Raw genomic sequence first — 17,342 nt, 5'->3', positions numbered from 1 at the left:
CAGAGAGTGCGGACTGCCTCAAGCACGATCTGGTGCATGCCGTAGCAGCATAGCCTTTCGCAGGTGGGTCCACAGAATGTCCACCCAGACTACTCCTGGCCAAAGTTTCCCAGCGCCTTGCAAACGTTGCGGCGGCTTGCTGTATCAGCCCGCCGACCTGTGCCCGTATTGCGGCACCCGGCGTCCGATAGCCACGCCGTCGCCTCTGGGCTTCGCGGGTGTCCATGGCCTGCGCCACCCTCCCACGCAGACAGATGCTGATCTCAAGTCGGCGGCACCGGAACTGGCAACGCCGAAAGCGTCGATTCCCCCGCTCAAGCATCTTCCCCTGGGCGCTCCTGTGGGCTCGCGATGGCTGCTCACACGCGGGCTGATCGCGCTTGTCGTATTGATACTAGGTTATGGCGCTTACACACTATTCGGCGACCATCGTACTGCCCCGCCCACCTATGATGAACAGGACGCCAAATCAACGGCCGGTTCGATCGCCCCTTATACGGCAGAACAGACAGCAAACTCGCCGGCCAGCGCGGGCACCGTCAACGCATCTTTGGCACCGCCGCGAGGAGCGGCAGCACCGGTTGCCGTTCCGCACTATCGCGATCTCTCCGAGAGCTTGCGTGCAGCGCATGCGCACGAGGACGCTCACGATCTGTCGGGCGCACAGGCTGCGGTGAACGCCGCGCTTTCGATGGATTCCGGCAACGCCGACGCGCTGCAGATCCAGCATGAAATCACGCCACTCGAGCAACGGCGCGACGCGGCATTGCAGACGGCGCACGTGTGCATAAAGGATCACCTGTGGAACTGTGTTGAGCACAGCGCCAGCGATGCGCTCGCAGTCGACAGCGGCAGTCCCGAGGCGAAGACGTTGCTGCAGCGGGCGATCGTCGAGACCGGGTGGGTGCCGCTTGGCGGCCACGCGGCACCGGCTGCGAAGACTGTCCCGTTACCCTCTCAGGTACCTCAACCGCCGCCATCCGCACGAACCGCACAGATCGTCACTGCGACGCCTGCCCCCAACAGCATCGACGCTCAGGAACGGGCCATCGCGCAGTCCGGCTGGCGAACCACGCCGGCCTCAGCCGCGGCGCCGGCCCATTGAGCAAAACGCAGCCACAGAAGTCTTTAGCACCTCGAAGGACGCAATATCTGGAAGTGCAAAACCTGACTCACCGATGCTTCACGCGGCTCGCCGCGAAGTTCATTAAAACCACAGGGATAGGCGGAGAAGACCATGCTCAAGACAATTCTGGCGGGGTGGCTCGGGCTGGTGCTGGCGTGTTCGCCCGCGCTTGCCGATAACGCTCACTACAAGATCGTCACCGGCCCCGAACGGGGCACCTACATCCAGATCGGCGCGGATCTCGCGAAATGGGTGGCCGAACCGGCCGGTATCGATCTGGAAGTCATGCCGTCGAAGGGTTCCGCGGAAAACGTCCAGCGCATGCGCTTCGAACCGGGCGTAAAACTCGCGCTGGTGCAATCCGATGTCTACCAGGCCTATGTGGACATGGCCAATGCCGGCAACCCCGACGCCGGCCAGGCGATCCGGCCCTTGCGGCTCATCATGCCGCTTTACGATGAAGAAATAAATTTCGTCGTGCGCGCCGACTCGCCTATCAAGACCATCAACGAGATCAAGGACAAGAACATCAGCGTCGGCCTGCTCGGCAGCGGTACTGCACAATCGGCCAACACCATTTATCGCCTGATGTTCGGCCAGCCGATTGCCGATCAGAACGCGCAGCATCTGAGCAACGAGGACGCCCTCGCCGCGCTGATCGTCAAGAAGATCGACGTGGCCGTCGTGGTGGTCGGTCAGCCCGCGAAGCTCTTTACCGATATGAATCCGGAACTGCTGCAACAGCTTCGCCTGCTGCGCGTCGATCCGAACGCGCCTGAAACGGCGCGCGCCAAGCAGACCTACTTTCCGGCCATCATCCACACCACGAGCTATCCGACCTGGCTGAAGGAAGATGTGCCGACCTTCACCGTCAAGGCATTTCTGGTCACGTACGATTTCGGGCTGCGCGATACGGTCAACAACCTCGATCACTTCGCCGATTCACTGTGCACGAACTTCGACAACCTGCAGGAGCACGGTCATCCGAAGTGGAAGCAGGTGAAGATGGAGCTGCCGAGTCTCGGCAAGGGCTGGCAATACTATCCGCCTGTCGAAAGGCGGCTGCGCAGCTGCGTCGCCCGTCGTGCGGCGGCCGTGACCACTGAAGCGCCCGCGCAGACGGCGGACAAGGCGCTTCCCAAATCGAATTGCACGGATGAGGCACGGGTGTTGATGCTGTGCAAGTGAATCACACTGGCGCCTGGGCAAGATCCATCGCACGTTGCAGCGCTTCGTAGGCTTTTGGCCGGTTGCACTGCGAGACATTGAAGCGCAGGAATCCCGCCGCCGAGTGCGAAGCACTAAACACGTTGCCCGGCGCCAGCACCACATTGTCGACGAGCGCGTGACGGGCGATCTCCGCGCCATCCAGGCCGCCCGGCAAACGTGCCCACACGAACATGCCGGCGCGCGGCCGGGTCCAGATATCGAGACCGGCCTGGGTCAGGCGACGGATGGTCTCGCCCATCGAATCGGCAAGCTTCGCGCGCATGCCTTCGAGATGCCGCCGGTAGGTGCCGTCCACCAGCAGTCGGTGCACGACACTCGCCGCCAGTTGACCGTTACCGAACGACGTGGCGAGCTTCAGATCGATTAACGGCTCCACCCAGTCCGCACGTGCCGCGATGAAACCGCAACGCACGGCCGCGGACAACGTCTTCGAAAAGCTGCCGATCGATACGACGCGAGCGAGTCCGTCGAACGCGGCCAGACGCGGCGCAGCCTCGTCCTCGAAGTCCGCGAAGATGTCGTCCTCCACAATCAGCAGCTTGTGCTCGCCAGCCAGCTTCAACAGACGATGCGCAACCGCGGGCGCCAATGTTGCGCCGGTGGGATTATGGATGGCCGAATTGGTCACATACAGGCGCGGGCGATGTTCGACAAGCACCCGCTCGAACGCGGCGAGATCCGGCCCGGACGGTGTGTACGGCACGCTGACGATGCGCGCGCGGTGGGCGCGCAGCAAGGCCTGGAAGTTGAAATAGCAGGGGTCGTCGATCAGCACGGTGTCGCCTGGTTCGAGCAGGAAGCGGCACACCAGATCGAGCGCGTGGGTGCCGCCATCGGTCAGGATGATCTGCTCGGGAGGTGCGTCGACGCCATGCTGGGCGAGCCGCCACGCGAGTTGCTGGCGCAGGGCGGGCAAACCGGGCGGCGTGGCGTAATCGGCCAGCGCGGCATGCGGATCGCGCGCTACCGCGCGCAGGGCACGCCGCACGCCGTCTTCCGGCAACCATGAGGCGGGCAGCCAGCCGCAACCGGGTTTCAGCACCTTCTGCCCGGTTTCGAGCGACTGCCGCGTGAGCCACAGAGGATCCACCTGGCGGTCGAGCCGCGGCCCCAGATCAGCCAGCGCCAGTGGCGGCGCATGACCGGAGACAAAAAACCCCGAGCCGCGTCGCGCGACGATCGTACCTTCCGCCACGAGCCGGTCATATGCCTCGACGACCGTCGACTTCGACACGCCAAGCGTTTCCGTCATGGCGCGGATCGATGGGACGCGAGCGCCAGGCATCAGCGAGCGGCTGGCGATGCGTTCGCGCAAGGCGTCCATCACGACGTCGACCCGCGTGCGTGCTAAAACAACATTGTCCGGATTGTCCTTGGCGGTTTCCATCATCTGTACTGTTCCTCGATAGGTACAGTTTCTGCGAATTGTACTGCTCCGTAGCTTACCCTTTTTGCCAGACAGGAGGATGCTGACGGCTTTAGCTTGCACATGGAAATCGCAATGGAAAAGTCCAAAGACGGTCGGGCCACCAATGCTCGGGCCGCGAACGGCTGGGTTAGCGGCATGCTAGGCGTGCTGATCTTCAGCGGTTCGCTGCCGGCCACCCGCATCGCTGTGCAGGGGCTCGATCCAATCTTTCTGACCGTCGCCCGCGCGACGATTGCCGGCACGCTCGGGTTGCTCCTGCTGCTGGTGTTTCGCGAGGCGCGCCCCGCGCGTCGCGACCTGCTTCCATTGCTGATCGTCGCGCTCGGCGTGGTGGTCGGCTTTCCGTTGCTGACCGCCCTCGCCTTGCGTCATATCACCTCGGCCCATGCGGTGGTGTTCGTCGGCCTGCTGCCGCTCTCGACCGCGATCTTCGGCGTGCTGCGCGGCGGTGAGCGTCCGCAAGCGGCGTTCTGGCTATTCTCGGCGCTCGGCAGTTGCGCGGTGGTCGCCTTCGCGGTGCGCAACGGGCTCCAGGCATCGCCACTCGGCGACGCGCTGATGCTGGCGGCGATCATCGTCTGCGGACTTGGCTACGCGGAAGGCGCACGGCTGTCGCGACACCTCGGCGGCTGGCAGGTGATTTCCTGGGCGCTCGTGCTGTCGCTGCCGCTGATGGTGCCGCTCACCTGGTGGACGTGCCCGGCCTCATTCGACGGCGTCAGTCAGGCAGCCTGGTGGGGACTCGCGTATGTATCGCTGTTCAGCATGCTGATCGGCTTTGTGTTCTGGTATCGCGGGCTGGCTTTGGGCGGCATCGCCAGCGTCGGACAACTGCAGTTGCTGCAGCCGTTTTTCGGGTTGCTGCTCGCCGGTCTCCTGCTGCACGAGCAGGTGCCGCCAGTGATGATTCTCGTCACGGTCGTCGTGGTGGCATGCGTCGCCGGGGCGCGCCGGTTTGCCAGGGCCGCGCCCGTCCGACCGGCTGGTTAGCGGCGCTACTTTCCTCCCCCGCGCCGCATTGCGGTATGCTCACGCGCTCGTGTTCAGAAGGAGGACCCATGAAATTTTCGACCTGTCTGGGATGCGCAGCGCTGCTCGTATCCGTCGGCGCGTATGCCCAAACCTCGCAGACGTTTAACTTCGGCGAAGGCCAGACCACGCCACACGCCGCCAATGCGCGGCCCTCGCAGCATAAGACCAAACCGAAGCATCAGGCGGCGCACCAGAAGCGCCAGCCGCCTCAAGCATCGAACGTGAATCTCTATTCGCGCGGCTGAGCTGCGCGCGGGGCGGCCACGTCACGGCCACCCCGCGGACAATTTTGCACGGCTTCAATTCCTCGCAAACCGGGGGCATAGTGATGTGTTTCCGGAGAGGCTCCGGGCCAGCAACAGGATCAGGCATGAGCACCATCACGCAAACCCCTGCCAAAACGTCGACGAACGCTCTCCCGGCCCTACAGCTGGAGGTGCGCGATGCAACGGAAGCTGACCTGCCGGCGATTCAAGCGATCTACGCGCATCACGTGCTGCACGGCGTCGCCTCATTTGAGGAGACACCGCCCTCCATCGACGATCTGCGCGGCCGGCTCGCATCCGTGTTGAGCCATGGTCTGCCGTATATGGTGGCCGAGATCGACGGCGCGATTGCCGGCTATTGCTACGCAACGCCATACCGGCCGCGAGCGGCGTATCGGAACACGATCGAGGACTCGATCTATATCGACGACGCGTTTCGCGGGCGCGGCATTGGCCGTGTTCTGCTGAAGGCGTTGATCGAACGCTGCGAAACCGGACCATGGCGGCAAATGGTGGCCGTGATCGCGGACGGCGGCAGCGGCGGATCGTTGTCGCTGCATCGCAGCCTCGGCTTCGAGATGGCCGGTACGCTAAAAGCGGTCGGATTCAAACACGGGCGCTGGCTCGATACCACGCTGATGCAGCGTGCGCTGGGTGTGGGGGATAAAGCGTTGCCCGAGGATTGGCCTGACTAGACGGTAAGTACCAAGTCCATACTAGCCCGGCCAACCCGTTTGTGTGTCGCCATCGTTCCGTATCTCACTGAAAATAACCGCGGACGTTCCCCTACGCCACCGCGCTAAAATCCCCCCATGCCGAAAACGCTCCCCTCCCCGTCCCCAGCGCCCGCCGCGCCGCGCAACGAATACACCGTCGACGAACTCGCGCGCGTGACGGACAGCACCGTGCGCAACGTGCGCGCCTATCAGGACCGCGGTCTGCTCGCGCCGCCGGAGAAGCGAGGCCGGGTCGGCGTGTACGACGACACGCATGTTTCGCGGCTCAAGCTCATTAATCACCTGCTCGCGCGCGGCTACACGCTGGCCAATATCCAGGATCTGATCAAGGCCGTCGACGAAGGCCACGACCTGCGCTCGATCCTCGGTCTGGAGACGGCCATCGGCAGCCGCTGGTCGCGCGAGCGGCCCAGGAAATATTCGCTGCTCGAATTGCTGCAGATGTTCGGCGACAAGGCCTCGCCTGGCGCTCTGTCCAAAGCGGTCGACCTGGGCCTGCTCGAGCGCAAGGGATTGTCGTTCGTGGCCGACAGCCCCGCCGCGCTGTCGGCCGGCGCGACCATGGCGAATGAAGGCATTCCGCTTGCCGATCTGCTCGACGCGGTACGGATCTCCCGTCCGCATTTCAATGCCGTCGCCAAGGCGATGGTCGATCTCGTGGTGCGTCAGCTCGATCGTTACGAAGCCGATGCACTGCCGCCGCCCGCCGATGTACCCGCGTTGGTGGACGCCATCTGGCGGGTGCGTCCGTTGGCCATGGTGCTGGTCGAAACCGAGATGAACCGCGCGCTCGAAGACGCTGCCGGCGACTATCTCGGCGACCGGGTCGCTGCGATCATGGAAAAGCGGCTCGGTAATGCGTCTGCCGGCAGGCCGTCGGCGGCGTCTCACCCGGGCTCGGACGCTCACGCCGAAACTAAAGCTGTGCAGCCAGCGCGCAACACAAAAGCCAAAGCGAAGAAGTAAGCCCACCCCACGCGCATAGCGCACTGAGTATCACGCACCAGGCATATTCCCCGTGCGCGTCATATCCAAATCTCCATTGCTTGGTTTGCGGTATAGCACGTCCATGCGACGATCCGTTGACCGCAGCAGCATCCTTCCCGCAGCATCGGCATACGATCGCGCATGCCTGTCAGGGATGGACGTGCACGGCCGCTGCCTTGACCGCACGCATGGAGAGTTTTCGAATGACACGCAACCCGAGCCGCCGCCCTCGCCTCGCTGCACCGATCGCCGCCACGTTTAGCGCATTCACCGCGCTCGCCGCATGCGCTGTGTTCGCTGCGGCGACGCTGCTTCCCACCAGCAGCGCGCTCGCTCAAGATGCTTCCAGCGCAACCGAAAAAGTCCTGCGCATCGGCTATCAGAAAGCCGGTTTGCTCGCAGTCCTCAAGGTACAAGGCTCGCTGGAGCAAAAGCTCAAGCCGCTTGGCTACAGCGTGAAGTGGTTTGAATTTCCGGCCGGTCCGCAACTGCTCGAAGCGTTGAACGCGCACAGCATCGACTTCGGCTACACGGGTTCGCCGCCACCGGTGTTCGCGCAAGCCGCGGGCGTGGGCTTCGTGTACGTGGGTGCCGAACCCGGAGGACGTCATACCGAGGCGGTCATCGTCAAGCCCGGTTCGCCGTTGCAAACAGTCGCAGATCTGAAAGGCAAACGCGTCGCCCTGCAAAAGGGCTCCAGCTCGAACTTCCTGCTACTCGAAGCACTGCAGAAGGCGGGCTTGCGCTACGAAGATATTCATCCGGTGTACCTCGCCCCCGCGGACGCTCGCGCCGCATTCGAAAACGGCGACGTCGATGCATGGGTAATCTGGGATCCTTACTATGCCGCCGCGCAAGAAGCGCTCAAGGCGCGCACGCTGGCGGATTATACGAATCTCGATACGGCCTACAGCTTCTACGAGGCGACCCGTGATTTCGCCCAGCAACACCCTGATGTCATCGGGGCGGTTCTCGGTCAATTGCGCTCGACGGGCCAGTGGGTCACCCAGCATCCCGAAGAAACCGCTGCGCTGATTGCGCCGAAGGTCGGTCTCGATCAAAAGCTGGTCGAAACCTGGGTGCGCCGCTACCCCTATGGCACCACGGCTGTCACCGACGAAATCGTCCACTCGCAGCAAAGCGTCGCCGACGCGTTCTATGGCGCCCATCTGATTCCGCAGAAGATCACGGTGCGCGACAACGTCTGGCAAAACCAGCAAGTAGCGGCGAGTCTCGCAGCGAAATAAGCGGGCCGCGGGACCAACTTCACACAGTCCCGCCGTCCCGCATCTCGTAAAAGCAAACTGTCAAAAACGTTGAATCATTAGAACTTTCGCCTTTCGCTGCGGTCCCTTCTCCGCACGCTTCCACGCGTCCATTCTCCGGGTTGCTCCGCTCTTGCGGACTGGCCGCTCGCCTCGCGCGAGCGCGCCGGCACCCATTGCCTCTTATGAACCATCACGACGGCGCTCGCTCGCCGTCGCCTGAAAAATCAGGACCGTCACGGCCATGCAGAACCTTCTCGCCCAGATCCACCCGAACCGGTGGACCTTTCTCTGGGATTCGCTCACCGCCATCTCAATGCACCTGTGCGCCGCCGCGCTGATCCTCGTGGTCGGCTGGTGGGTGGCGCGGCGCGTCTCGCGCTCGCTCAACCGCTTGCTTACCAACCAGTCGCGTATGGACGCCACGCTACGCCCTATCCTCTGCGACACCAGCCTGTGGGGCATTCGCGTGGTCGCCATCATCGGCGCGCTGTCCCAGCTGGGTATTCAGACCGCGAGCATCGTCGCGGTGCTCGGCGCTGCCGGTCTCGCGATCGGTCTTGCGCTGCAAGGTACGATGCAGAACATCGCAGCCGGCATCATGCTGTTGCTGTTACGCCCGTTCAAGGTGGGCGATTCGATCGAAGCGGGCACGGGTACTGTCGCCGGCACCGTCGAAGAAATCAGCCTGTTCACCACGCGCCTGACCAAATCCGACGGCATCTGCGAGTACGTGCCGAATAGCGCGCTGTGGAGTAATTCGATCCGCAACTACAACCGCAATCCGACCCGCCGTCTCGATCTCGAAGTGGAAATCTCCGTGCGCGACGACGTGGATCACGCGCTTGCCGCACTGCGCGCCCTCGCCGCCGCCGATCCGCGCGCACTGCAAACGCCCGCGCCGCAAGTCATGGTGACCCGCTTCGACGACAGCACGGTGGTGCTCAATATCCGCGTGTGGGCGAAGATCGATGTGTTCTGGGACATGCGCTGGGATCTCGCCCGCCAGGTGCGTCAGACACTCAACGACGCGCAATGCGCGCTGCCGGTGCGGACGCGGGAATTGCACATCGTGCAAAGCGCTGAACCAGGCGAGCCGGTGATGGATCGCGCGGTATCCCGTCCGAGGGCTGTTACCCAGTAACGCACCGCCAGGCGGTCATCGGCCGGCGGCCTCTGACCGCCGCCGGTTCTTTCCCACCCATAGAGTCCCCAACCTAAACGTCTGCTTGCGTCATTCCTTCTCAGCCTCTATCGTTACATCACTCAATGTCACAGTTAAGAGTGAATAAAAGGAGACGGATCGGATGAACGCACGCACGATGCCCCCCGACGCTCTGGCGCCGCTCGAAACCGATGTCGCTATCATCGGTTCGGGCTTCGCCGGACTCGGCATGGCGATCCGGCTCCGCCAGGCCGGCATGACCGACTTCATGGTCGCCGAAAAGGCCGACTCTGTCGGCGGCACCTGGCGCGACAATCACTACCCGGGTTGCGCCTGCGACGTGCAATCGCACGTCTATTCCTTCTCGTTCGCGCCCAACCCGCGCTGGACGCGCATGTTCGCGCGCCAGCCGGAAATTCGCGCGTATCTGGAAGCGTGCACCCAGCGTTTCGGCGTGCAACGGCACATTCGCTTTGGTCACGAACTGGTGAGCGCCATCTACGACGAAACGCGTCATCGCTGGCACATGCTGTTCGCCAACGGCCAACGCTGGTCGGCGCGGGTGCTGGTATCGGGCATGGGCGGCCTGTCGCGTGCGGCGGTGCCGGATATTCCCGGGCTCGACACCTTCAAGGGCAAGACCTTCCATTCGCAGCAGTGGGACCACAGCTATTCGCTGGAAGGTAAACGCGTCGCCGTGATCGGCACCGGCGCGAGCGCCATTCAGTTCGTGCCGCAGATTGCTCCGCGTGTGGCGCAACTCGACCTGTTCCAGCGCACGCCGCCGTGGATCATGCCGAAGGCCGACCGTGCCGTGAAACCGTTCGAACAGTGGCTGTTCCGGCGCCTGCCGTTCACCCAGAAGATATGGCGTGCGGGTCTTTATTGCATGCTGGAATCGCGGGCGTTTGGCTTTGCGATTCATCCATCGCTGATGAAGACTGCGCAGAAAGTCGCGGTGCGTCATCTGCATCGTCAGGTGACCGACCCGCAACTGCGCGCCACACTCACGCCCGATTACACGATGGGCTGCAAGCGCATCCTCATTTCGAACGACTATTTCCCGGCGGTGTCGCGCCAGAATGTGGCGGTCATCACGAGCGGGATCGCGCGCGTCGAAGAAGACGCTGTGATCACGACCGATGGCGTGCGTCATCCCGCCGACTGCCTGATCTTCGGCACCGGCTTCCAGATCTCGGATCCGTTCCCGCGCGGCGTAGTGCGGGGCAAAGGCGGGGTCGATATCGTCGATACCTGGCACAACGGTGCGCACGCGTACCTCGGCACCACGTTGCCTGGCTATCCGAACTTCTTTATGGTCGTCGGTCCGAACACCGGGCTCGGGCACAACTCGATGGTGTACATGATCGAGTCGCAGGTCGAGTACATCCTGCGCGCGCTGCAAACCATGCAACGCGAACGCGCTGCCGCGATCGAGGTGCGGCCGCATGTCGAACGTGCCTACAACGAGCAGATCCAGCAGAAGCTAAGCCGCGCCATCTGGTCCACAGGCGGCTGCAAGAGCTGGTACCTCGATCCGCGGACCGGCAAGAACACGACGCTGTGGCCTGGATTCGCGTTCCGTTTCCGCCAGGCTACCCGCAGCTTCAGCATGGGTGATTACTTTGCATATGCGCCTGCGGCTCAAACCGAGGCGGTGTTCAAGGCGCACACGGCCGGGTCAACGCAGGGCGGCGCGTCAACGGCTTCAGCCGGGTCCGCTTCTTCAGCCGCGTCGTCCGCAGAGGCGACTTGAGACAAAGCACGCGTTAACGCCATGCCGTCAAGCGAACACGTCTCACGCACAGACAAAACAACAAGGCACCGCTCAGAGAGGACAGTACGATGAAGAATTTCACAGACCGTGTTGCGGCCATTACCGGCGCCGGCTCGGGTATGGGCCGCTCGCTGGCGATCCAGCTGGCGCGCGAGGGCTGCCACCTGGCGCTCGCCGATCGCAACACCGCAAGCCTTGCCGAAACCGCGCTGCTCGCCGAGGGCGCAGCACCGCGGATCGTCGGTGCGCCGCTACGTGTGACGACCCGCGTACTCGACGTGGCGGATCGCGCGGCGATGTTCGACTGGGCCGCCGAAACCGCCGCCCAGCACGACCGCATCAATCTCGTCTTCAACAACGCAGGCGTGGCGCTGTCCAGCACGATCGACGGCATGGACTATGCCGATCTCGAATGGATCGTCGGTATCAACTTCTGGGGCGTCGTGCATGGTACGAAAGCGTTCCTGCCGCATCTGAAGGCTTCAGGCGAAGGGCATATCGTCAACACCTCGAGCGTATTCGGTTTGTTCGCACAACCTGGCATGAGCGGCTACAACGCGACCAAGTTCGCTGTGCGCGGCTTCACCGAAGCGCTGCGGCAAGAGCTCGATCTGATGAAATGCGGCGTCTCGGCCACCTGCGTGCACCCGGGCGGCATCCGAACCAGCATCGCGCAGTCGAGCCGGATCGCCTCGAACATGGTCGGTTTCATGATCGAGAGCGAACAGCAAGGCAAGGACGATTTCGAAAAGTTCTTCATCACAACGGCCGACGAAGCCGCCCGCACGATTCTCGACGGCGTGCGCAGGAACAAACGGCGCGTGCTGATCGGCCGCGATGCGCGGGCTGCCGACTGGCTCGCCCGCACCTTGCCGGCCGCCTATCAGGCGCTCGTCGTGATGCAGACGCGCCGCCTGCACCGCATTGCGCATAAGCGCGCCCGCGCTGCCGAAGCAGAAGCCGCCGGACGGCGCGCGTGAACATCAAAGATCATAGGGAGAGAAAGGCCATGATGCCGATTCGCCGCGACCTTCGTTTCGTTTTACCTCCTGAGCGTGCCTGCGACTGGCATCAGGAAGGCTCGCATGTAACGCACTTTTTCAATGCGCTTTCCCTGCTGTTTCCAGCGGGCGAACGTTTCTTCATGGACAGCGTGCGCAACTACCGAGACCGCATCGACGACCCCGTCCTGAAGAAGCAGGTACTCGGTTTTATCGGCCAGGAAGCGATGCATACCCGCGAGCACATCGAGTACAACGATCTGCTGCAAAACGCGAGGCTGCCCGCGCACAAGCTCGATCGGCGTCTCACGTGGTTCCTCAACGTCAATCGCAAGATGCCCAAATCGTTTCAGCTCGCGATGACCGTCGCGCTGGAGCATTACACGGCGATGCTGGCCGGTCTGCTGCTGGAGGACGACACGCGGGTGGGCGGATCGGTGCAAGGCTATGCGCAGATGTGGACCTGGCATGCGCTCGAAGAGACCGAGCACAAGGCCGTCTCGTTCGACGTGTGGAACGCCGTGATCAAACCCGGGCCGGCGCGCTATCTGCTGCGCACCGGCACCATGCTGACAGTGACGCTGGCGTTCTGGCTGATCGTGTTCGATTATCACGTGCGTCTGCTGATCTCCGATCGCAAACGCGGCGGCCACCTGCGCGGTATGTGGCGCGTCGTCAAATTCCTGTACGGGCCAAAACACGGTGTGTTCCCGGGCATCGCGCTCGAGTGGCTGCGTTTTTTCAAACCCAGCTTCCATCCGTGGGATCACGATAACCGCGCACAACTGGCGCGAATCGATGGCCTCGTGGCCGCCGTTGACTCGGCCAATGCCGCGAATCCCGCCGCGCTGAAGGCGAGCCGCCGCGGCGTGCGGGCGGTGGCGTGATCCGCGATACGCTCGTCGTCGAAGCCGGCGACGTACGCCTTGCCGTGTACGTCAGCGGACCGCGCGAAGCGCCGCCGTTGGTGCTCGTACACGGCTATCCGGATTCGGCGGCGGTATGGGAGCCAGTGCGGGCGCAACTGGACGGGCGCTATCGTGTGATTACCTACGACGTGCGCGGCGCCGGCGCGTCGGAAGCGCCGTCTGGCCGGGCCGCGTATCGGCTGGAACGGCTGGCCTCTGATCTGGCCGCCGTGGTCGACGCTACCTGTGGCGGACAGGCCTTTCATCTGGTGGGCCACGACTGGGGCTCAATCCAGAGTTGGGAAGCGGTAACGAGTCCCGCGTTCGAAGGCCGCATCGCTTCGTTCACGTCAATTTCGGGGCCGTGTCTTGATCACGCCGCGTTGGGTCTACGTAACCAGAGCGGCCCTGGTAACCGCAGCAGCGATAGCAGCCACGGCGTGTCGTCCCCGGACAAACCCCGCACGCACAGTTCTACGCAGCGGTTCGCCGGTGGCCTGCGCCAAACGCTGAAGTCCTGGTACATCTTCCTGTTTCATGTGCCGCTCGTGCCTGAACTGGTGTGGCGTTGCGGCGGCGCACGCGCATGGCCGCTGTGGTTGCGGCTCACCGAGCGCATCCGCCCTGCGCCAGATCCTGCCCAGCTACGCAATGCGATCAACGGTTTGAATTTGTACCGCGCCAACTTCGTCGACCGGCTGTTTCATCCACGCAACCGCCCGGCTCACGCGCCGGTGCAATTCGTTGTGCCGCTGCGCGACCGTTATGTGGGGCCCGCCCTTTCATTGGGGCTCGAGGAGTGGCTCGGCAACTATACGCGCGAGACGATCGACGCCGGCCACTGGGTCGTGCTGCGCGATCCCGTCGGTATCGCCACCCGGATCGACCGGTTTGCCTCACAGCATCCGTCGCCAAGCCGGGTGAACGGCGTCAGCGCGTTCGCGGCAAGCGCGTGAAGAGCGTCGGATAGTCGATCACGAGACCATCTTCGTCCACCTGCATGTCGGCGGTGAAGTTGCGAAAGATGCCTTCGTAGCGGTACTCGCGGTTCAACGCGAGGCATGTGTAGGCCTGCTCGGCGCGAGTAACCTGAAGCTCCGGCGTCGAGATGTAAGCCACTGCAATCGGCCGGCGCTCGCCCTCGGTTAGTTGCAGACGCCGGATGGGCAGCGTGTTGGTGAACGGCGTAGCGGCAATATCGATGTCGATGCAGCCTTCGATCACGCCGAGCGTCTTGCCATCGCCATCGCGCCAATGGCCCTCGCCGTCGCCGTGCATCTCCAGCTCGCCGCCGCCCATGATCTTGAGAAACGCATAGGTCACACGCCAACGCGGATCGCAATGCATCCGGTAGTAAAGCCCATAACCCTTTCCGTAGCGCTGTCCTACGAGCGCGCTCTCGACGTGGAAACCGTCGTCACGTGCATCGAACGCGAGATGTTCGATGCCGTCGCCTTCCTCCGATACCCAACGTATATCGCGCATGGCCTGCCTCCTTTCGAAAATGCTGGCTGCGGATTCGCCAGCTTATAACGTCTGAGAGCTGACCCGAGCAAAAAAACGCCGGAAACCGAGGCATAAAAAAGACGGCGTCTCCGCTTTGAAGGCGGGACGCCGCTAGGACCACACTCGCATGTCGGGGTCGACCACACGAGAACCCGACAGTATCCGCTACCCGGCCGCGTCTCAAGATGAAAAACCTTCCTTTGTAACGACCGGCCAGGTAGCTCTTACGGATCGCGAGAAAGCGCTTTCTCGCATTCCCCCGCCGCGTCAAGCTCTCATCGCTTTAGCTGGTTCAATCACCCAGATTGTGAATTTACAGATTCAAACACTTATTACGGCCTTGTACGACACGGCCGAATTGACCTGACCATTCGGCAGATTCTCACGAGCAATTCGCTCCGTTATCCTGAACGTTACCGTAGCCGTTCGTCGCGCCCCTGCTCTCGTTCGCTGTCCCGTCGCCCCATCCGAGTTCGCGAAGCTACCCGGTATTGCCTGATCGAAGGCGATGCCGGACCTGTCCCGACCGGTAGTTTCCCGCTTGCATTTTAGTAACATATTTGTTATATTGGAGTCCAATGGCTTTTCTGATCGACTTTTACAACGAGAAGGTCAAAGTCCAGGTCGCTTCGCTGCCCAAGACGCTACTGGCGCGATTTATCGCACTGGCGGATCGCATGGAAACATATGGTCCGAACCTTGGAGAACCGCACACCCAATCCATGGGCGGCGGCCTTTTCGAAATGCGTCTGAAGGGAGCGGAAGGCATTGCCAGAGTGTTCTTTTGCACGGTCGTCGAACGCCGCGTCGTCATGCTGCATGCGTTCGTGAAGAAGTCGCAAGAGACGCCCCGAAACGAGCTGGACATAGCTCGTAAAAGACTGCTGGAGATCAAACGTGACAACGTATAAGGAATTACGCACCCGCGCCCTCGCGGACCCCGAAGTCCGCGCCGAATACGAACGGCTGAACCGCGAAGAATTCGCCCTCCTCGACCAGATGCTCGCAGCGCGTCACGCCGCCGGGCTGAGTCAGGCGCAAGTCGCTGAACGCATGGGCACCAAGGCACCCGCTGTAACGCGACTCGAGCGCGCACTTGCGTCAGGACAGCACTCGCCGTCCATCGACACGTTGCGCAAATATGCGGCCGCGTGCGGCAAGAAACTCGTCATTTCGATCGCGTGATTCGCTGTCCAGCACGAGCGTCACACGCGCTCTGCTGCAGCGCGGTGTATTGACGCAGTTTTTCATTTTCGGGGGCCGCATCAGTGCTCACGAAACCTTATATAAACTTGATACCGATCAATGGTTTAGCATCTCAAAATCGCTAGATCGCCGTTCTCTGCGCGTCTTTTCGACGCACGTCGCGACGCAGCAAAACACCGCGCATTCCCCTACGCTTGCGCCATCTGCTTACGGCAGTGCGCGTCGACAGCGGTCGATGCGCGTAGGTTGTCTCCGGTATCAAGATCATGAATCCCGCATCCACAATCTCCGCATTCGACCTGGCGCGCATCCAGTTCGCGTTCACGGTCTCGTTTCATATCGTCTTTCCCGCACTGAGCATCGGGCTCGCCAGTTTCATCGCCGTCCTCGAATGGCGTTGGCTCAAGACCGGTAAGGCCTACTACAAAGATTTGTGTCTGTTCTGGTCGAAGATCTTTGCAGTGGCTTTCGGCATGGGTGTCGTCTCCGGCGTCGTCATGAGCTACGAGTTTGGTACCAACTGGTCGGGCTTCTCCAGCTTCGCCGGGCCGATCACCGGACCGCTGCTGATGTACGAGGTCATGACCGCGTTCTTCCTCGAAGCGGGCTTCCTCGGCATCATGCTGTTCGGCTGGCAGCGCGTCAGTCGGCGCGCGCATTTTGGTGCGACTCTGATGGTCGCCATCGGCACGCTGATCTCCACCTTCTGGATTCTCGCCTCCAATAGCTGGATGCAAACGCCGCAAGGCTTCGCTGTCGAAAATGGTCACGTCGTGCCGCTCGACTGGTTCAAGATCATCTTCAATCCGTCGTTCCCCTACCGCCTCGCACATATGGCGCTCGCCGCGTTTATCGTCGCCGCTCTGGTAGTCGCGGCCGTCGGCGCATGGCATCTGCTGAAGGGGCGGCGCGATCCCGCGGTCAAGACGATGTTCTCCATGGCGCTGTGGATGCTGTTGATCCTCACGCCCATCCAGGCCTTTGTCGGCGACCAGCACGGCCTGAACACCCGAAAGTATCAGCCGGCCAAGATCGCGGCGATCGAAGGCCTCTGGAACACCGAGAAAGGCGGCACGGCGCTCAACCTGTTCGGCATCCCCGACATGAAGGCGGAGACCACTCGCTACGCGGTGTCGATTCCGCATCTGGGCAGCCTGATTCTCACGCATAGCTGGGACGGCGAGATCCGCGGCCTGAAGGAATTCCCGCCACAGGACCGGCCGGATTCGACCATCGTGTTCTGGAGCTTCCGCGTGATGGCGGGACTCGGCGTGCTGATGATCGTGATGTCGATCACCGCATGGGTACTGCGCCGGCGCGGCAGGCTCTATGACGCCAGGTGGTTCCAGAAGCTCGCCGTGGCGATGGGCCCCACTGGCTTCATCACGTTGCTGGCCGGTTGGGTGACGACCGAAGCAGGCCGTCAGCCGTGGGTGATCTACGGCGTGCTGCGCACCTCGCAGGCGGTGTCTCCGCTTACCACGCAGCAAGTGGGCATCTCGCTGATGGCGTTTGTGATCGTCTACTTCCTCGTGTTCGGCACTGGCATCTACTACATGCTCAAGCTGATGCGCTCGGGTCCCGCGTTGCCCGGCCAGACGCCCCACGGCACGCCGGAAACGCTACCCGGCCGCCCCGCGCGCCTCCCCATGCCGGCCACCGAGCAGCTGGCCGACGTAGCCTGAACCACACCGTAACGAGGTTAAA

General features: G+C 62.7%; 18 protein-coding genes. 16 read left to right on the top strand and 2 right to left on the bottom strand.

Annotated features, from left to right (window positions below):
* The first annotated feature begins 76 nt into the window (after positions 1-76).
* A complete protein-coding gene (locus P3T17_RS26445; RefSeq protein ID WP_429409435.1) occupies positions 77-1,105 on the top strand; it encodes a zinc ribbon domain-containing protein in 1,029 nt (342 codons plus the stop codon).
* 132 nt (positions 1,106-1,237) lie between these two features.
* On the top strand, positions 1,238-2,314 hold the full coding sequence (locus tag P3T17_RS26440) for a TAXI family TRAP transporter solute-binding subunit (protein ID WP_074268275.1): 1,077 nt from the start codon (positions 1,238-1,240) through the stop codon (positions 2,312-2,314).
* Between the two features lies 1 nt (position 2,315).
* Here P3T17_RS26440 and P3T17_RS26435 read toward each other — a convergent pair whose 3' ends face one another.
* On the bottom strand, positions 2,316-3,746 hold the full coding sequence (locus tag P3T17_RS26435) for a PLP-dependent aminotransferase family protein (protein ID WP_429409433.1): 1,431 nt from the start codon (positions 3,744-3,746) through the stop codon (positions 2,316-2,318).
* Between the two features lie 111 nt (positions 3,747-3,857).
* On the opposite strand from P3T17_RS26435, the gene P3T17_RS26430 reads away from it, so the two are divergent.
* From P3T17_RS26430 to P3T17_RS26385, 10 genes are all read left to right on the top strand, one after another.
* On the top strand, positions 3,858-4,775 hold the full coding sequence (locus tag P3T17_RS26430) for a DMT family transporter (protein WP_074269411.1): 918 nt from the start codon (positions 3,858-3,860) through the stop codon (positions 4,773-4,775).
* A 68-nt stretch (positions 4,776-4,843) separates the two neighbouring features.
* Positions 4,844-5,062 (top strand): hypothetical protein, encoded by a 219-nt coding sequence (locus tag P3T17_RS26425; protein WP_429409431.1) that lies wholly within the window; start codon positions 4,844-4,846, stop codon positions 5,060-5,062.
* Between the two features lie 125 nt (positions 5,063-5,187).
* A complete protein-coding gene (locus P3T17_RS26420) occupies positions 5,188-5,778 on the top strand; it encodes an N-acetyltransferase family protein (protein WP_429409430.1) in 591 nt (196 codons plus the stop codon).
* A 117-nt stretch (positions 5,779-5,895) separates the two neighbouring features.
* The gene (locus tag P3T17_RS26415) at positions 5,896-6,786 is read left to right on the top strand and encodes a MerR family transcriptional regulator (RefSeq protein WP_429409428.1); all 891 of its coding nucleotides are present in this window, start codon (positions 5,896-5,898) and stop codon (positions 6,784-6,786) included.
* A 224-nt stretch (positions 6,787-7,010) separates the two neighbouring features.
* Positions 7,011-8,054 carry a sulfonate ABC transporter substrate-binding protein gene (locus P3T17_RS26410; RefSeq protein ID WP_429409427.1) on the top strand — a complete coding sequence of 348 codons (1,044 nt, stop codon included), beginning with the start codon at positions 7,011-7,013 and terminating at the stop codon, positions 8,052-8,054.
* A gap of 262 nt (positions 8,055-8,316) precedes the next feature.
* Entirely contained in the window at positions 8,317-9,216 is a 900-nt protein-coding gene (locus tag P3T17_RS26405; RefSeq protein WP_429409426.1) for a mechanosensitive ion channel family protein, read from the top strand.
* Positions 9,217-9,379: 163 nt separating this feature from the next.
* Positions 9,380-10,993: a flavin-containing monooxygenase gene (locus tag P3T17_RS26400; RefSeq protein WP_429409424.1), complete on the top strand. Its 1,614-nt coding sequence runs from the start codon at positions 9,380-9,382 to the stop codon at positions 10,991-10,993.
* Between the two features lie 89 nt (positions 10,994-11,082).
* Positions 11,083-11,994, top strand: a complete 912-nt coding sequence (locus P3T17_RS26395; protein WP_429409423.1) for an SDR family NAD(P)-dependent oxidoreductase — start codon at positions 11,083-11,085, stop codon at positions 11,992-11,994.
* A gap of 29 nt (positions 11,995-12,023) precedes the next feature.
* A complete protein-coding gene (locus tag P3T17_RS26390; protein WP_429409421.1) occupies positions 12,024-12,902 on the top strand; it encodes a metal-dependent hydrolase in 879 nt (292 codons plus the stop codon).
* Positions 12,899-13,879, top strand: a complete 981-nt coding sequence (locus P3T17_RS26385) for an alpha/beta fold hydrolase (RefSeq protein WP_429409420.1) — start codon at positions 12,899-12,901, stop codon at positions 13,877-13,879. The genes P3T17_RS26390 and P3T17_RS26385 overlap by 4 nt, the downstream gene beginning before the upstream one ends.
* Here P3T17_RS26385 and P3T17_RS26380 read toward each other — a convergent pair.
* Complete coding sequence (locus P3T17_RS26380) at positions 13,854-14,408, bottom strand: putative glycolipid-binding domain-containing protein (RefSeq protein WP_429409418.1); 555 nt, start codon at positions 14,406-14,408, stop codon at positions 13,854-13,856. The genes P3T17_RS26385 and P3T17_RS26380 overlap by 26 nt on opposite strands.
* A gap of 148 nt (positions 14,409-14,556) precedes the next feature.
* On the opposite strand from P3T17_RS26380, the gene P3T17_RS26375 reads away from it, so the two are divergent.
* From P3T17_RS26375 to P3T17_RS26360, 4 genes are all read left to right on the top strand, one after another.
* Complete coding sequence (locus P3T17_RS26375; protein WP_429409417.1) at positions 14,557-14,796, top strand: hypothetical protein; 240 nt, start codon at positions 14,557-14,559, stop codon at positions 14,794-14,796.
* 211 nt (positions 14,797-15,007) lie between these two features.
* On the top strand, positions 15,008-15,340 hold the full coding sequence (locus P3T17_RS26370) for a type II toxin-antitoxin system RelE/ParE family toxin (RefSeq protein WP_074268264.1): 333 nt from the start codon (positions 15,008-15,010) through the stop codon (positions 15,338-15,340).
* Positions 15,327-15,614, top strand: coding sequence for a helix-turn-helix domain-containing protein (locus P3T17_RS26365; protein ID WP_122156182.1), 288 nt, complete (start codon positions 15,327-15,329; stop codon positions 15,612-15,614). Before P3T17_RS26370 ends, P3T17_RS26365 begins: the two co-directional genes overlap by 14 nt.
* Before the next feature lie 287 nt (positions 15,615-15,901).
* The gene (locus P3T17_RS26360; protein ID WP_429409416.1) at positions 15,902-17,320 is read left to right on the top strand and encodes a cytochrome ubiquinol oxidase subunit I; all 1,419 of its coding nucleotides are present in this window, start codon (positions 15,902-15,904) and stop codon (positions 17,318-17,320) included.
* Positions 17,321-17,342: the final 22 nt, after the last annotated feature.

The sequence above is a fragment of the Paraburkholderia sp. GAS82 genome (assembly GCF_050436285.1).
Classification (GTDB): Bacteria; Pseudomonadota; Gammaproteobacteria; order Burkholderiales; family Burkholderiaceae; genus Paraburkholderia; species Paraburkholderia phenazinium_B.
The sequence above is the reverse complement of the archived record's forward strand: the minus strand, read 5'-3'. Positions and strand labels throughout refer to the sequence as shown.